Below are 16,073 nucleotides of genomic sequence, written 5' to 3'. Positions count from 1 at the left end.
AGCGATTCGCCAACAGTCGAACAACAAATAACTCATGTCACGATTTAACTGTTTAGATCGCGTATCGAGCTAAGATTTCTCACCACAATCCCCCTTAGGACATTGGGCCGTCTGACGGATTAGCTAAACGCAGTTCAATCTCGCCTAGCAAAATTGATAGCACTAATGATAAAACTCTTTTTAAAGACTAAACAATTTACAGTGTAAAGCTAAGCTTCAATTTACACTGTAAACAGGGCCATCTGCATCACACGGTGATATGAATGAAAGCAGGCTTTTACAGTGTAAATCCGAGGGTATGATTTACACTGTAAAATAACAGATAGAAAGAACAAGAAAGGATTCAGAGAAAGAAAATCGATGAGCGGGGAAACTTCGCTACCGCTAGAGCTTAGATACCCACCGTTGCAGTTCATCACGCAGAGCTTGCTCTATTTGCTTTCTGCCAACTAGCCCAAACTCTTGAGCGCACGCTTCCCAACCCCACTGCTGAATAACTTTACGAATCAACAATGCTGAATCAACTTTCGCCCCCTGGGTAAGTAATGCCTGTTCAATAAAGGGCGCTACATTTTCGTAGTTTGTGCCGCCACCAATGTAGCTCTCAATCAAAGCGAACTTAAGACGAGATACATCTTCACTTTGCTGATAGCTATCATTGGTTTTGCTTTGGCGGAGTAGACTCGCCACTAAGGAGGGTTCAATCTCCCTAAATGCATCTTTCAATTGATAAGCAAAACTTGAATTAAACAAACTCTCAGCTTGCACAATCCATTCGGCGGCCCCTTTAACCATCGCCAAAGAATGGCAACCGCTGGCTTGATCTCGCTGGCTTCCCAGCTTTACCGCAACATAACCATTCGACAACCAAAAATGAAGTAGTGAATCGGTAACACCATAGCTGGTGGAACAGAATTGGTAATCACGATTGTTTTGTAGCTCAGTCAGCATCAATGAGCCAATACCTCGACTTTGCCATGCAGGGTGCACAGCAATACGCATGATGCGCAAACTTGGCACTTGTGCGGCAATATCTAATCCAAGATGGTTGGCCAATGTTGTTGCTATTAGCTGCCCTTTAGGACGGCGTTTTCCTTGGCGAATCTGTGCAACCAATTCCGCTGATAATCCGCCTTCCTCAACGCCAATGATGCAACCAACACAAACCTCCCCTTCAAATCGAGCCCACAACTTCATAGAAGCGTCACTGAGCAGCAACATCAAATCGTTCGGCGTCGTCTGATAATGGGCATTAACCAACAATGCAAAACATTCACGCAGTAAGCGAGGGGATGAAAATAGAGCTTGCTGATCATAAAGTCGTAAGCGGCTATTTGCGTCGCTTACATCATCAACCTCACTCAACTCGGCATCTAACAAAAATGTTTGATATTGCCATTGCTCAAGTGGGTCTTGCGTTGCCCAGCGAATAGGCAGATCCATATGATAGAAGTGCGCCCCGGGTCTATGCTGACGAAGCCAAGTTTGGAACTTCAATGTAAAGCCACGTCCGCACCCTTCATAACCGTGAATCGTCGTAGAGAACACCACTCGATGATAATGTTCAACAATAGAAAATAGCAGCGGCAATGGAATCGCTGCAGCTTCATCGACCAGCAATAAATCGCAACTAGGCTTGCAACGAAGCAGCTCATCCGGCGCGATAAACTCGATAACCGAGTTATGCCACGTTAAGGCTAACTTTGTACGCAGCGCTTCGGGCAACAATCGCTGTGCATGTTCAAACAAAGGTGCAAGGTTCTTAATAACCGGTGAAGTAACTAGGATACGCATCGCTTTATTCTGCGAGAACCTACTTTGCATTAGCCGTGCCGCCGCAATGCCAAGGGCACTTGTTTTCCCTCGACCACGATCGGCAGTTAATACTAAAGGTCGACGACGATGGCCACTCACCACCTTGATGATACGTTCGATTGCCTCGTCTTGTTGGGCGAGATTTTTCAAACCTAAACGATGAGAATCAAAGCTCTGTTGTTCCATTTGATTCAAAGCATCTGTTATTGACGTTTCCGGGGATAGGAGAGTTCCTTCTACCGGAATAACTGGCAGCGGTTTATGTTGTTCAATACAGGCAAATTGGCTGCATGCCCTTGCCAACCACGCATAACTCAAATCATCACAAACGCGTTGATTTAGTAAAAACAAAACCAATCCGCCGCCACGTACCGTACCCAGCGCCGACGTTAAGCTGTTTGCGTCAAAACCATCACGAAGATCAATCAACAACAAACGACATTCCTGCCCAAGAAATTGTTGTCCTTTATTGTAAGTCAGGTAACGTTCAACCCCCGTTTGAGGCTCTCCTCCTAATTGGAAGACCTGGTCGGGATAAGCCGCTATGGCCAGTTGAACGATCGATTGCTGCCAATCAGCATCACCTTTAACCGTGATACCAGATCGATGATTGCGGTGCGTTGCCAACGACGACAACGCTTGGAAATATTGCTCAATAGAATTCATGTCGCAAACAGTCAGAAAGAGTTTCGATTAGTATACTTGTTAATGCCCTACTCTCGCTATTACCGATCGATTAACTCGATTTACCCACGAAAAAAATCTGAACTCCAGACATAAAAAAAGCCGCTAAAGCGGCTTTAAAAAAAATGAAGAAACCAGACCAAGTAATACTATTTGAACTTGTCTTCAATGAAACTAAGGATTTCTTTTAGTGTTTCATCGTCCACTTTTTTCAAATTAAGCGCTAAATTACTGCCTTTACGACTGTAACTAACACGACCTTTGACAAGATCAATTTTATTACTGACTGGACGTTTCGCTGGCATCAACTCTTCAACCCAAGATTCAATCATCTCAGAAACATCTTTAGTAATACGCGCAACACCTTGTGCTTCGCTACGTTGCCATGCGTAGCTGTCTTCATCACGGCACTTCTTAAGCAACATACCTTTATCAGCATGGCTAAGCTGACTAAACTGCTTATGCAATTTAACGATTGTTGGGCGACCTAAATCCGCGACGTTCGGGTATGCTTGTAACAGTTCGAGCGGTAAATCTGCCGCTTTCAACGCACCACTCACCAACGCTTCACTGCATTGGAAAATTTTTGCTAATGCTTTTTGATCTTCAGCTTCGCCACTGTCCAATTTCGCCTGCATCTCTTTGCCTTTTTCAAAAAGAGAAAGCGGCTTGTGTGCATTCGCAACGTCAGAAAGGAATTTAGCATGCTCTGAATTAATGTTTTGAGCGACGTAAATAAGGAAGGCTTTGCCTGCTAAAATGCAAGACATACGACGGCGACTGCCATCAAGCACTTCAATTTTTCCGTCTTCACGCATACGTCCGACAGCTGGGTATTGCTGCCCACGTTCACGTAACGTCACTAAAACATCTGACAAAGCATGTTCATTCAAAAATGATTGTTCACGAGCATTTTCTGCAAAAACGACCGTTTGTGATTCAACCTGATCCGCTTCAATACGAAGCAGTTCGAATTCAACCATATCTTCACCAGCAACCGCTAGCTCAATTACCTGAGCCTGTGCTTTAGCCGCTTGTTGTGCCTCTTGAGGCGTCGTCGCACGACGTTTATTGGTCTTACCAAACAGTCTTGCGTTTAAATCTGAAGTTTTAATTGCCATGAGCCAATTACCCTTGGTTTAGTGAAGACCAGTAACTATGCAGTACTCGTTCTAGTTCTAGTGCGCTCTTTTGTACGGCGTCTTGAGCCGTTGCAAGGGTCTTTTTACCGCCCTCAAAGTCGCTGGTCGTTAAATCAAATACGGTGCTGTAAGTATCGGCACAAGTTTCAAATGCGCGGCTACGTGGGATGGTCGCCATCATCACTTGGTCGCCCAATAGATAGTTCATTTCAGTCAGAACTGAAACTTGCTTCTTGTTGTCATCTTCAAACATCGTTGGCATCAAACGGACGAACTCCAACCCACTCCAATCGTCAGGGAACATTTCATAAACGGTTGGTAGATGTTGGAAAAAGTTAACCGTAGAAGCCCAGTCTAAACGCTTCGCAGCACATGGAATCAACAGTGCGTTTGACGCGTACATTGCATTCCATACGAGTGGATCGACGTGCGGGCCGGTATCAATCATGATCACATCAAAGTCATCAGCAATCTTATCAATCAACTTCTCTTTCAGTAGTTTTACGATATCCAACGACTGATTCTGTGACAGATTTTGCCACGCTTCCGCATTAAACATCGCATCTTCTGGGAAAGCAGAGACGGTTTTTAAGTTCGGATATTGCGTTGGTAGTAAGACATTACGATGTAAGAATTCTTTCGTAATCTCTACCCCTTCAGGAACATTTTCCAACATGATATCGACAGCTGAGTAGATATTATCGTGGTCAGTTAAACTGATCTGAGGGTTAAGAAATAGACGTAATGAACCTTGTGGATCAAGGTCGATAAGGCAGATACGGTAACGCTTTTCTAAATTCAATGCCATGCACGCAGCTAGATGCACCGCCGTCATAGATTTGCCCGTACCACCTTTTTGGTTCTGTACGTTGATAATCCATGGTTTGTTCTCAACATTTTTTTTGCGTTCATAGAACTTTGGCGCACCCGCAGCATCCATCAGCATATGAGCTTCTTGCAGCGAGATCGAATAATGGTTTGCATTATTTTTAGTAAACTGGTGGCCTTCTGCTTCCAACTTACTAATTGCATCGTCTAGTTTACGGCGAGTCAAACCTGAGCGAGTTTCCATCAATGCCTTCGACATCGGTGGGAAATGGTCGTCACTGCGCTCTTCTAATACAATCTCAATACGGTCTGCTTGAACCTGTGCAGTTTTCTCCGCAAGCTGAATGAGATTCTCTATTGTCTGTTCTCTTTTCATTGCCAAATTCCGTTATTAGTAACTGTCACTATTGTACAGCACTATATCCGTTTAACAATAAAAAGGTGAACATTCACTTATAGATAGCCATCACATTAAAATGAGAACAATATATCGTTTAAGTGAATTATAGTAAAAACCACTCAAAAAATGCTCTATTTTCTGTGTGGCATTACAAGTGAAAAGCCGCAGATTTAAATGGTTACACCGTCACTTATTTACAATGTAAAAACGGATTTCAACGCTAAAATCATCTCTTTTCTCGGAACGATTAGTTTCTTGCCACAAATTACGGGCGATGTAAATCGAACCACAATAATTACTGGACTAGAGATCGAAAATGACCAGCACAACACGAAACGAACTCAGTCACAGCAAGGATTTAGTTTGGAAAGAGCATTACGGTTAACGAAAGCATGATCAAGGATACACTGATGATCATGCTTTCGGTTAAATAGCGACGCTATGGAAACATGATCAAGGAAATATAACCAGGAAAAAGCGCTCCAGGGATCACCATCAAGCAAGATCGTTAAATGGATCAATGATCAAGGCAAGTTAGCGTTCGGAAGCATGTAAATTCGCGGGTAAATTACGGAAGAATGCTGATGAACTAAGGCTTAACGGGCGATTTAAGCCAATAATACGACAATACGACGAACACGGGGTTGGTCAGGCCAATAATCAACATTACTTGATCATGCTTTCGTAGCGTTTATTCCCCGTGGTTAAGTGTGAATAATCACAATCGAATTGTATTTCAATTTACTAAAGTGATGATAAAATAAACAAAGCAGCAAAAAGGATCGTTCTACCTTGATCATCGTTACGGTAAAAAACACCACAGCAACGATGAACACGATCATATGCTTAATTTGCGCCCAATCGGTCTGTGGATAACATGTGCATTAACGTTGATCATGCTTCAAGCGTTTGTTTGATCATTGGTTCGAAGTAGGGATGATCATCGTTTCGATTAAATTTGATCATGCTTTCACTAATACAATGATCATGTTTTCGACTCCTACTTGATCATGCTTTCACGAATCAAAAAAATACCACTTAAACTTCAGTAGCTTACAAGCAAAATAGCGACCAGATCATTAGATCATATAATCAATTAAGATCAGTTTAATCATAAAGATCAGTTTAAAAGAGCAATAAGTTTTTTCTTTCTTTATGATCTCTTTTTCTTTATTCTTTCGGAACTATAGCGATATTACGGCTTCTGTGACACGGATCAAAAATGAGTTCTGAACAAAAAATACTGATCAAAAACCCTCGCAGCCACAAAGATGGACACTTATTTGAAGTGTCTGAAATTGCAGTTGATTGGATCGAGCAATACCAACATTTCAAAGGTGTCACAAAAAGCATCGTAGAACTTTTAAATCTCATTTCTTTACGAGGCTTTTCAAGCAAAGATGGTTTGGTCTCCACAACAGAATTGATCGATGCGACAGATGGTCAGATCACACGCGCCGCCATTCAACAACGATTAAGAGCGGCGGTTACCGTTGGGTTATTCGATCAAATCCCCGTTCGTTTTGAAGAAGGGCTTGCAGGAAAAACCATGCTACATAAGTTTGTTAATCCCAATAAACTTATCTCAGCACTGGGTGCAACGAGCCTAGTCACCGAAAGCGTGAAACAATCGGAAAAGAAAAAACGTTCAAAAGCACTTGCTCAAACACAAGTGAATAAACGCTTACTGAATGAATACGGCTTGAATACACCACCAGCAATGAAAGATGAAGCGGATCAATTTATCGTTTCACCAACCAACTGGGCAGGTATTATCGATCAAGCATTAGCGCCACCAAGAACACGTAAAAACTACCAAAAATCGATGGTTTCGATCTCAGGTACACGCGCAGTGATCGAAACAAGATCATCCAAAAACATCATGACTGTTGACGATCTCATGACCCTATTTGCGTTGTTTACGCTGACAGTGCAATACCACGATCATCATCAGCATCAATATCAGTTAGACGCAAAACACGTTCCGAATAAAACACCGCTCTACATTACTGATATTTTGTCGCTGCGTGGCAAGAAGGATAGTGGTCCGGCGCGTGATTCAATTCGCGATAGTATTGATCGTATCGAATTTACCGATTTTCAATTGCATGAACTGACAGGCCGTTGGCTCAGCGAGAACATGCCAGAAGGCTTTAAGAGCGATCGTTTCCGTTTTATAGCTCGTACCATTACTGCATCGGAAGAAGCCCCTACAGAGGGCTCTGACGGCGAAATACGCATAAAACCGAACCTGTATATCCTGGTATGGGAGCCATCGTTCTATGAGGAACTGCTAACACGCGACTATTTCTTCCTTTTTCCACCAGAAATTTTGAAACAACACACCTTGGTATTCCAGTTGTACAGCTATTTCCGTAGTCGTATGTCTCGCCGCCATACCGATGCAATGTTGTTAAGTGAGCTCAACCAAAAACTAGCGCGTAACATTGAATGGCGTCGTTTCTCGATGGATCTGATCCGTGAATTGAAACGCCTATCCGATGGTAAAGGGGGAGAGGATCTTTTTGTGGTTAACCTTTGGGGTTACCACTTAACGATCAGTGCAATGATCGACAAAGATAAGATCAAAGATTATCACGTCGATATTAAATGCGATGTTGAAGAGGTGTTACGTTACTCACGTGCTCGCACCACTAACGCTGGTAAACGCAATATGGCGCCAACCTTGCCGAACCCACTTCGCAACGAAATGGTCACGCGCCAGCAATTGGATGAACTGTCGCAAATTATCGATGGTGAATTTGAGCCTATACAGCGCAAAGAGCGTTCGCCAAAAGGTCATTTAGGCCGTCGAGTGAAGCAACGTAAGCACCTTGTAGAGATAAATGCGGATGAAATTACCATAACCTTATCCAAATATACCTCAGCAGAGGCCCTAGAACGCAGTATAGGCGCTTTAGCGGCTATGACAGGGCATTCACACAACTCAATCAAAGAAGAGTGTCTGGAGCTCATAGACAAGCTTGACTGGCTTCGTGTTGGTAACGATAAGATCCCTTATGAGACATTAAGTAAGATGATCGAACTGTATAACGCACAAAGTGAGAACAAACATTTATCGATCGAGCGTCTGATCGCCGGCTTAGCGGTTCGCCGTAAAGTGTGTAAACAAGTGATGGATGGTCACTTGGATGAAAGTGTATTCCGTGCTTTGGATGAAGTGGCGATTTAGATTTGAAGTGGATTGTAGAAAAAACAGACAGTTTTAGTACATTCCACTGACAAAACACTGACATAACGTCAACAGTGCACGTTATGATGAAGGCGAATAGACAACCTTTTGTCCTTTCTGATGAAACCTGAGATTGAAATAGTCTCAATAGATTGGCTCATATATTTGTTACATTCATTCTGAATTGTTTGGCGAGTTCTTTTGAACTCGCTTTTTTTTGCGCTTAATTTCTCCCATCGAGATGAGAGCCTCATCTTGGTAAGTAGTCGCTAAGCCCAGTGTTCATTCGGACGCATGAAGCAAAAAACGGAACGATGATCAAGGCAACATTCGATCATTTAGCGATAAGTTAATGCAACCGTTGCGATCCTTGATCATGCTTTCGTTCTTCATTCCAGGCATGAGCTGCCATGAACTCCACATGTGTCTCGACAATCTTATTTGATTCAAGCTGCCACTGATGCTGTTGTTGCTGATTACAAAACTCTAAAGACAGCACCGTTAAATGCTGCATACGCTTCATTGACCAATCTTTGAGTTCGATTTCCGCCATTGGTTGGCTTACCGTTGCTTGCAGCTTGGCGTATGCCAATTGAAGGTATTGGTAAGCCAGCTTCGGATCCTGGTAACGAAAAGCATGAAAGATACGTAGGCAACCGTCGAGCCAACACGCGATCGCCTTACTTTGCAGCTCGGTGATCGATGGCCCCCATACCGCATCGGGTACATTGAGGATCAATACTTGAAGATGTTTCTCTTGATCATGCTTTCGGGTTTGATGCCAATCGCTGATCTCGTTTACCCACGTATCTAGTTTCATCATGCAGCTTCAACCAACTGTTTTACAAAGTGATTCGGTCCGACTTGGTTCACGCCTTGGGTGACAATCGCACTGGTTGCGCGAATTTGATCGGCCTCTACTGAATAGTTTGGTTCAGTTTCGACCAAATGACCAAATGGAAGATCGGGATCTGGCACCGCAGAGATCAATAGCTTGGTGTAAGGATGTTGTGGGTTGGTGAGGATCGCTTGAGTGTCTCCCCATTCAACAATTTGGCCTTTGTACATCACTGCAGTTTCTTCTGCGATGTAGTGCGCGGTCGCAAGATCATGAGTGATGTAGAGAAAACCGATACCAAGATCTTTTTTCATTCGTTGCATCAGATTCAGTACACCTAGGCGGATTGAGACATCCAGCATAGAGGTTGGCTCGTCTGCCAGTATCACTTCTGAGCCGACTGCGAGGGCGCGCGCTAAATTCACACGTTGGCGCTGGCCGCCACTCAGCTCATGAGGATATTTACCTAAGGTGTCCGGCGCGAGTTCCACCAGCTCAAGCAATTCTTGCAGGCGTGCAGGGATATCACTATCGCGCTTTACTTGTTTATGGATCTTCAAAGGACGAGTTAAGTGATGCTCGATGGTATGAGTTGGGTTGAGTGAACCAAACGGATCTTGAAAGACCATTTGAACCTTACTGCGATAATCGAGCAATTCTTTACGACTGTGGATGTCATTGATATTTTTGCCATGATAGAGGATCTCACCACTTGTCGCAGGGTAGACCTTAGTCATTAAGCGGGCACAGGTACTTTTACCACAGCCTGATTCGCCCACTAAAGCGAGCGTGCGGCCTTTGTGGATGTCAAAGCTGACGCCTTGTAAGGCTTTAAAGCGCTCAACAGAAGAGAAGCCACCGCCAATGGTGAACTCCTTCACGACGTTGTTGAGTTGAATGATTGGTTCGCTCATGCCATTGCTCCTTCAGTCGAGTGCTTCCCTTCATGGATATTCGGGAAAGAGGCCCATAATTTTTGGGTATACGGATGTTGTGGGTTATTGCGGATCTGTTTCGAGCTGTTCACTTCAACGATTTCACCATGGCGCATGATCGCGATACGGTTACACAATTGGCTCATCAGCGCCAAGTCGTGGGTGATAAACAGGACTGAGAAACCAAATTCTTCACGCAGTTGATAGATTTGCTGCAAAATCTCACGTTGTACCACTACATCTAATGCGGTCGTGGGTTCGTCCATGACGATCAGCTTGGGATTGAGCGATAACGCGATCGCAATCACTAAGCGTTGGCGCATGCCACCACTGAATTGATGGGGATATTCAGACAGACGATCACGAGGAATATTGACCAAATCGAGCAATTGTTCGGCGCGTTTGGTCGCTTGCTCTTCGTTCATGCCACGGTGATGGCGAAGTACGTCAGCAAATTGTTCTTTGATTGGAAGCACAGGGTTGAGAGAGTTCATGGCGCTTTGGAAAACCATGGCGATCTCACTCCAGCGGATTGCACCAATCTCTTTATCCGAAAGTTTCAGCAGATCACGACCTTCAAAGTGAATTTGTCCTGCTGAGATAAAGGCTGGCGGCTTATGTAAACGGTTAATGGCAAAAGCAATGGTACTCTTACCACAGCCTGATTCACCCGCTAGGCCAAAGATTTCACCTTTGCCAATATCAAAACTGACCGATTTGACGGCGTTAAAATCGCCAGTATCGGTAATGTAATCGACGCATAAGTTGCGAATTTTAATGATGGGGTCAGCATGAAAAGCATGCTGAAGAGTTTGGTCACTCATAACGATTCTCACATGATAAAGATAATGATTATCATTAACTCTTAATTCGAACGAGAAAAGAAGTCTGGTATAAAAGAGTGAAGTTGGTCGTAAAATAGTCGCAAAAACCCTTGGGAAGAACGAAAGGATTTAATCGAAGTAATGGTGATTATTTGTGCTTGAGATGATCTAGAACAAAGGGAGTATTTTCAGCGGAGCCTTTAACTGTACTGCGCAATTTCATTAGGCGCAAAATAAAAAAAGCCGATTTTCATATCTCTGTTTTGAACTATTAGCGATATCACATTCCCGAACGAATCTACTTAACAAGCTAGGGTTCAGTTTGCTAAAGATTAGGGCGTCCCTAGCATGGTTTGTTCGGAGGTTTCCTATGTCCATCAATTCTATCGACCATGATGAAATGACAAGTATTGCAAATAAGTGGGACTTCACGGAAGAAGTTGAATCGTTAAAGCCAGTGACAGTTGTCAAAACTGCCCAAGCGCGTCGCCGCATCGAAATGTTGCGTGAGATTCGTGAAAGTGGCTTAACCATTGAAGAAGCAAAGGAACTGGGCTTACTTCACTAAGTCGTTAATTGCATATACTTGTAAACAGGGTGGCTAATCTATAAGCCACCCTTTGTTGTTTTTGATCTGACCACTGTTTTCTTCTCTCAACATTGCGCTCTTATGTGCTATATTTCCGCTTTGTATTTTTTTTTGTTCGAGATCTTACTATGTCGGTGAATTTGTCGCTGCTACCCGCAGATGAAAAAAATAAGGTTGAGCTAGATAAGCAAGCCTCATTTTTGGTCTGGAAGCTTCGAGAGGCGAAATCTGGCCCTGAAGAGATAGTACAACAGGCGAACCAACTGGTTGATGAAGTAGAACGCACTTGGTTTATGCAAAGTGTTGAGAAATACAAACGAATGATGGGCATCGCGTGACCCAAAGCAAATGAGGCGAAATTGAAAAGCCCTCATTTTTTGCTAGAATCCCTCGCGTTAAATTGAAATTAGAGAGAACATCCCAATGGGAAGAAGTTTTGAAGTGCGCAAAGCCTCTATGGCGAAAACTGCAGGCGCAAAAATTAAAGTTTATTCCAAGTACGGTAAAGAAATTTACATGAGCGCCAAAAATGGCGGTTCAGATCCAGACATGAACTTGTCACTACGTCACTTGATCACGAAAGCGAAAAAGGACCAAGTTCCTGCGCACGTTATCGAGAAAGCGCTTGATAAAGCAAATGGCGGCGGCGGTGAAGATTACCAACCAGCTCGTTACGAAGGTTTCACTCCTGGTGGCGCTAGCGTGATCGTTGACTGTCTTACTGACAACGGCAACCGTACGTTCCAAGATGTTCGCCAATGCTTCGTAAAAACAGGCGCTAAAATTGGTGTTGCGGGTACGGTATCTCACATGTTCGATCACCAAGCTGTATTCCAGTTTAAAGGTGAAGATGAAGAAGCAGTACTTGAAGCCCTAATGATGGCGGATTGTGATGTTGCTGATATCGAACTAGAAGATGGCGTAATCACTGTTTACGCACCTAACACTGAGTTCTTCAAAGTGAAAACAGCACTAGCAGCTGAATACCCAGAGCTAACGCTAGACGTTGAAGAAATCACGTTCGTACCTCAAACGTACACAGAAATCTCGGCAGATGACCAAGAGAAATTCCAGAAGTTCCTAGACCTTCTAGAAGACTGTGATGACGTTCAACAGGTTTACCACAACGCTGAAGTTTAATCTTCGCGCTGAATTGGTATAAAAAAGGCTTCGCACTGCGAAGCCTTTTTTGTAAATAGACCTTGAAGGTACTTATATAGTTAATGATTCTTCTATTTGAAGTCATTTTCTTGGTGAGCGTTTAGTCTTTTACTCACAATATTGCTCCTCATACTCGAGAGGAGTATACGTCGAACCATCAAGAAGGCGGTTGTAAGCCAAATATGCGATGGTGCGCGCTTTGGTGTTGTAGGTTAACGCCACAATTGTTCTCGATGTATCAATTATGTCATCAACTGAAATTCCTAGAAAGGCTTTACAGGCGATAACCTTGTCATATTTTCGGCTAATTTCCCAAGCTATTCTGGCGTTTGCATCGCTCTTATCACTGAAGTCATAATTTAAGTTTTCTTGTTGATAACGAGCATTTTGCTTTAGTACATTGCGAATCGGCTCTGTGATCTCCAAAGCGTTGATAAAGGCTTCAATGTCATCTCGTATTCCATCATTGTTTTCATCAGGGCCGATTATCGAGTCACTCCGATCAAGCAGATGATCGAAGTTTTCATAGATAACGTTAAACTGCTCGTCGATGGTTGCTTGAGATTTCAATTCTTCAATGAGCTCAGCTGTTTTATCTATCACTATTGGACGCACTGGCTGTGGATTCTGAGTCTTTTCCATCGATTCAATATTACATCCGACGAGGAACAATATAAAAAATGTAGAGAGATTATTCATATCGACATCCTATTAATAGTGTAATAGGGCAGAAAATATGGTTATTTTTATAACGGTTCAATGTAATCAGTAGGAAGTTTCCATATTGATTATGGAAGTTAGAGTGAAGCAAAAAACTTACAGACAAATGTTTGGAAAAGTCTTATTTGTAAGATGTTGATCGAGATGGGCTCACTATGATGAACTGCCCAACGACTCAATTTTCCAGTATGTCTCGTCGCAGATGGTTTTAGAATCTCGCCTAGACACGCGTTTGTTTGAAAAGTAGGGGCGAGTTATGGCCAAGCTGCTTAAGATTAATGATATGAAGGCGTTATTGGGCTAATCATGCTTTTTAACTTGATGGAATTATTTGTCAGTTTACAGTGTAAAGGTAATTAACATACTGAAAATAAAAAATAATATTCAGTTATCGTTAGTTGCACGCCATCTGTATTCAGCGTTAAAGTGATAGAAATATGAAGGTAAGGTTTATAAAAAACCATTAAATTCAGCCTCTTCTGACAAACGCGGATCAATAAATTGTGTTTGTTCTGACGTAATTGGCTCAAACACTTCTAATATTAGAAGACGATATCTGATTCGTTGAATAAGGAAGAAAGATGAATAAAACACTATTAATTCTAAGCAGTGCTGTTTTCGTTCTAGCGGGTTGCCAAGATGAAGCGCCAGAAAAGCCTCTCTCACAAGCCCCAGCGGAGCAAGTGACGGAAAATGTGACCGTTGATGTTACCGATGGTGTTCAAACGATATCACAAGCAAGCTCGACCTTGTCTGAAGCCAGTAGCAGCGTTGTAAGACCTGAGGAAGCGGTCAGTTCTGCGGAAGGTCGTTTGCAGCATAGTGCGCGCAATTCTCTTGATTGGGAAGGTTTATACATCGGCACATTACCATGCGCAGATTGTTCAGGTATCGCAACGTCATTAACGCTTAATTTTGATGGCACGTACGAGTACGATCAAAACTATCTTGGTAAAGGCAAAGAAGGCGAATATAAATCAAGCGGTGAGTTTATTTGGAATAGCAAGGGTGACACTGTCACGCTATCTAAGGAGGATGGCTCACTACAGTTCTTTGTGGCTGAAAACGCCCTTATGATGCTGGATGTTGATGGTAATAAAGTCGAAGGCCCGATGGCAGACAATTACACATTAGTACAACAAGAATAATGGGTGATTGACGAGTGTTTTTATTACACTCAATCGCTTAAATCGATAGACGATAAAATCTTAAAAGCAGCCTGTGGGCTGCTTTTTTCTTGTCTCATCGATAGAGCTGTGCCCCTGTGTTCTATGGCTCGAAAGGGTGAAGTTATATTGACAACGTAATAGCAAAGTAACATTAGCCAAAACACAGAAAAACATTACAATACGCCGGATTTTATAATGACGGCGGAATGTTCCTTGAAACTGAGTAAAAGATTAAAGCACCTTGATCAAATGGTGGGCAGTGGTTATAGCCATATTTGGGATTGCTGCTGTGATCATGGTTTCCTTGGCATGACATTACTGTCGCGTCAGGCCGCAGAACACGTCCATTTTGTCGATATTGTACCGAAATTGATGCAAGAGGTTACTGCGAACCTACAACGCTTTTACCCACATTCCATCTCCCAATGGCATACGCACTGTATTGATGTTGCTACCTTGCCATTACAACAGTATCAAGGCCGGCACTTGGTGATCATTGCTGGAGTAGGTGGGGATCTGATGATGCAATTTGTTGAGCAGATTCATACGGCTTTCCCGCAGCTGGCAATCGATTTTCTATTGTGTCCCGTTCACCATCATTACGCGCTACGACAAACGTTGATTAAGCTTGATTTTAGTTTGTATAAAGAAACCCTGGTGGAAGATAACCAACGTTTCTATGAGACCCTACTGGTTTCTTCTGTGCCTGATAAGACACGTAAGATCCATGCTGTGGGTGAGTTCATTTGGCAACCTAATTGCGAAGAGCAATCTCTTGTGGCAACTAAATATCTGGCTAGGACTCTCGAGCACTATAGCCGAATGCAACAAAGCAAAGACGTTGCTCATATTGTTCATGCTTATCAGGCGGTCACTATTGAATATGCAGAGGTTGACTGAACGATTTCATTGCATAGTGAATTAAAGTACTGATTTTCTGATAAATTACTCTGGTATTTTTGATATCAGCACCCAGCTCCCAGTTTACCTCTTCGGCAGGGCTCGTTTAAAACGCGAGTACCTGAAAAGCGATGCCATCCGTGGCCTTGCCGATGATGTTTTTCCTCTCGTGATTCATTAAATGTTGAAGTGATGTTGATTGAATTGGCATGCACTCATAGCAACTATCATTTTTGCACATATTAATTGAGCTGCTGAATTGAAGCGGCATAGACGGTAATATTATTGATATCAGACGAGTTTTTTGTTGGATGTGCTTTAATTTAGTTGGGCCTCACTATAGATTACGGCCTACAAAGAAGTACAACTTATCAGTGATAAAACCCATACGATAATAACCAACGCTCGTCATGGCTTACATACTTATAAGATCAGTTTAAAACGTTAATGCAACTAGGAGTAAATAGATGGAATGGTATCTTGCAGTATTAAAAAAATATGCCGTATTTAGTGGTCGTTCAAGACGCAAAGAATATTGGATGTTTTTTTTAATTAACCTTATTTTTACCTTGCTACTAGGGTTCGTTGATGGGCTTTTAGGTACGGTTGTATTGGGCTTTGTTTATAGCTTAGCGGTACTTATTCCAAGTATTGCTGTGGGTGTTCGCCGTTTGCACGATACTGGACGCACAGGCTGGTGGTTATTGATTAGCTTGATCCCAATCATCGGTATCTTGGTTCTGATTTATTTCATGGTAGGCGACAGTGCACCAGGCCATAACGAGTACGGTCCAAATCCAAAAGGTTCGGATGGCATGTTTATCTAGTTATGTGATTTTGCATCATAGATTAGTATGAAAAAGGCGAGCATCAGC

At 42.8% G+C, this 16,073-nt stretch carries 14 protein-coding genes; 7 read left to right on the top strand and 7 right to left on the bottom strand.

Translation table 11 applies throughout. The annotated features are described in order from the left end of the window. Positions 1–384: 384 nt before the first annotated feature. The 3 genes from RH88_RS22425 to RH88_RS22415 form a co-directional block, all read right to left on the bottom strand. Positions 385–2,481 carry a tRNA(Met) cytidine acetyltransferase TmcA gene (locus tag RH88_RS22425; RefSeq protein WP_005600327.1) on the bottom strand — a complete coding sequence of 699 codons (2,097 nt, stop codon included), beginning with the start codon at positions 2,479–2,481 and terminating at the stop codon, positions 385–387. Positions 2,482–2,648: 167 nt separating this feature from the next. Beyond that, positions 2,649–3,620: a ParB/RepB/Spo0J family partition protein gene (locus tag RH88_RS22420; protein WP_005600325.1), complete on the bottom strand. Its 972-nt coding sequence runs from the start codon at positions 3,618–3,620 to the stop codon at positions 2,649–2,651. 7 nt (positions 3,621–3,627) lie between these two features. After that, the gene (locus tag RH88_RS22415; RefSeq protein WP_005600323.1) at positions 3,628–4,845 is read right to left on the bottom strand and encodes a ParA family protein; all 1,218 of its coding nucleotides are present in this window, start codon (positions 4,843–4,845) and stop codon (positions 3,628–3,630) included. Positions 4,846–6,091: 1,246 nt separating this feature from the next. Between RH88_RS22415 and RH88_RS22410 the strand changes: the two genes are divergently transcribed. Then, a complete protein-coding gene (locus tag RH88_RS22410) occupies positions 6,092–8,062 on the top strand; it encodes a replication initiator protein RctB domain-containing protein (protein WP_005600321.1) in 1,971 nt (656 codons plus the stop codon). A gap of 349 nt (positions 8,063–8,411) precedes the next feature. On the opposite strand, the gene RH88_RS22405 is transcribed toward RH88_RS22410, so the two are convergent. Genes RH88_RS22405 through RH88_RS22395 form a run of 3 tightly spaced genes read right to left on the bottom strand, consistent with a single transcriptional unit; the run spans position 8,412 to position 10,659 of the window. Further along, positions 8,412–8,885 carry a hypothetical protein gene (locus tag RH88_RS22405; protein WP_040758069.1) on the bottom strand — a complete coding sequence of 158 codons (474 nt, stop codon included), beginning with the start codon at positions 8,883–8,885 and terminating at the stop codon, positions 8,412–8,414. Further along, positions 8,882–9,814, bottom strand: a complete 933-nt coding sequence (locus RH88_RS22400) for an ATP-binding cassette domain-containing protein (protein WP_005600319.1) — start codon at positions 9,812–9,814, stop codon at positions 8,882–8,884. Before RH88_RS22400 ends, RH88_RS22405 begins: the two co-directional genes overlap by 4 nt. Next, the gene (locus RH88_RS22395; RefSeq protein WP_005600317.1) at positions 9,811–10,659 is read right to left on the bottom strand and encodes an ABC transporter ATP-binding protein; all 849 of its coding nucleotides are present in this window, start codon (positions 10,657–10,659) and stop codon (positions 9,811–9,813) included. The genes RH88_RS22400 and RH88_RS22395 overlap by 4 nt, the downstream gene beginning before the upstream one ends. Positions 10,660–11,029: 370 nt before the next feature. Here RH88_RS22395 and RH88_RS22390 point away from each other — a divergent pair, with 370 nt between their 5' ends. The 3 genes from RH88_RS22390 (at position 11,030) to RH88_RS22380 (ending at position 12,388) form a co-directional block, all read left to right on the top strand. Next, a complete protein-coding gene (locus RH88_RS22390; RefSeq protein WP_005600316.1) occupies positions 11,030–11,227 on the top strand; it encodes a hypothetical protein in 198 nt (65 codons plus the stop codon). 149 nt (positions 11,228–11,376) lie between these two features. Beyond that, on the top strand, positions 11,377–11,586 hold the full coding sequence (locus RH88_RS22385) for a DUF3283 family protein (RefSeq protein WP_005600315.1): 210 nt from the start codon (positions 11,377–11,379) through the stop codon (positions 11,584–11,586). A gap of 85 nt (positions 11,587–11,671) precedes the next feature. Continuing rightward, complete coding sequence (locus RH88_RS22380; protein WP_005600314.1) at positions 11,672–12,388, top strand: YebC/PmpR family DNA-binding transcriptional regulator; 717 nt, start codon at positions 11,672–11,674, stop codon at positions 12,386–12,388. A gap of 129 nt (positions 12,389–12,517) precedes the next feature. On the opposite strand, the gene RH88_RS22375 is transcribed toward RH88_RS22380, so the two are convergent. After that, positions 12,518–13,108 carry a hypothetical protein gene (locus RH88_RS22375; protein WP_005600313.1) on the bottom strand — a complete coding sequence of 197 codons (591 nt, stop codon included), beginning with the start codon at positions 13,106–13,108 and terminating at the stop codon, positions 12,518–12,520. Positions 13,109–13,710: 602 nt separating this feature from the next. On the opposite strand from RH88_RS22375, the gene RH88_RS22370 reads away from it, so the two are divergent. From RH88_RS22370 to RH88_RS22360, 3 genes are all read left to right on the top strand, one after another. Further along, positions 13,711–14,277 carry a copper resistance protein NlpE gene (locus RH88_RS22370; protein WP_005600312.1) on the top strand — a complete coding sequence of 189 codons (567 nt, stop codon included), beginning with the start codon at positions 13,711–13,713 and terminating at the stop codon, positions 14,275–14,277. Positions 14,278–14,511: 234 nt separating this feature from the next. Then, positions 14,512–15,198: a tRNA (adenine(22)-N(1))-methyltransferase gene (locus RH88_RS22365; RefSeq protein ID WP_138944317.1), complete on the top strand. Its 687-nt coding sequence runs from the start codon at positions 14,512–14,514 to the stop codon at positions 15,196–15,198. A gap of 467 nt (positions 15,199–15,665) precedes the next feature. Next, complete coding sequence (locus tag RH88_RS22360; RefSeq protein WP_005600310.1) at positions 15,666–16,025, top strand: DUF805 domain-containing protein; 360 nt, start codon at positions 15,666–15,668, stop codon at positions 16,023–16,025. Positions 16,026–16,073 lie beyond the last annotated feature (48 nt).

The sequence above is a fragment of the Vibrio scophthalmi LMG 19158 genome (genome assembly GCF_000222585.1).
GTDB lineage: Bacteria > Pseudomonadota > Gammaproteobacteria > Enterobacterales > Vibrionaceae > Vibrio > Vibrio scophthalmi.
Note: the sequence above shows the minus strand (reverse complement) of the source record. Positions and strands in the feature narration are given on the sequence as shown.

Coding starts and splice junctions, on each gene's coding strand:
- RH88_RS22425 (WP_005600327.1), bottom strand. CDS start 2,481: ATGAATTCTATTGAGCAATATTTCCAAGCGTTGTCGTCGTTGGCAACG.
- RH88_RS22420 (WP_005600325.1), bottom strand. CDS start 3,620: ATGGCAATTAAAACTTCAGATTTAAACGCAAGACTGTTTGGTAAGACC.
- RH88_RS22415 (WP_005600323.1), bottom strand. CDS start 4,845: ATGAAAAGAGAACAGACAATAGAGAATCTCATTCAGCTTGCGGAGAAA.
- RH88_RS22410 (WP_005600321.1), top strand. CDS start 6,092: ATGAGTTCTGAACAAAAAATACTGATCAAAAACCCTCGCAGCCACAAA.
- RH88_RS22405 (WP_040758069.1), bottom strand. CDS start 8,885: ATGATGAAACTAGATACGTGGGTAAACGAGATCAGCGATTGGCATCAA.
- RH88_RS22400 (WP_005600319.1), bottom strand. CDS start 9,814: ATGAGCGAACCAATCATTCAACTCAACAACGTCGTGAAGGAGTTCACC.
- RH88_RS22395 (WP_005600317.1), bottom strand. CDS start 10,659: ATGAGTGACCAAACTCTTCAGCATGCTTTTCATGCTGACCCCATCATT.
- RH88_RS22390 (WP_005600316.1), top strand. CDS start 11,030: ATGTCCATCAATTCTATCGACCATGATGAAATGACAAGTATTGCAAAT.
- RH88_RS22385 (WP_005600315.1), top strand. CDS start 11,377: ATGTCGGTGAATTTGTCGCTGCTACCCGCAGATGAAAAAAATAAGGTT.
- RH88_RS22380 (WP_005600314.1), top strand. CDS start 11,672: ATGGGAAGAAGTTTTGAAGTGCGCAAAGCCTCTATGGCGAAAACTGCA.
- RH88_RS22375 (WP_005600313.1), bottom strand. CDS start 13,108: ATGAATAATCTCTCTACATTTTTTATATTGTTCCTCGTCGGATGTAAT.
- RH88_RS22370 (WP_005600312.1), top strand. CDS start 13,711: ATGAATAAAACACTATTAATTCTAAGCAGTGCTGTTTTCGTTCTAGCG.
- RH88_RS22360 (WP_005600310.1), top strand. CDS start 15,666: ATGGAATGGTATCTTGCAGTATTAAAAAAATATGCCGTATTTAGTGGT.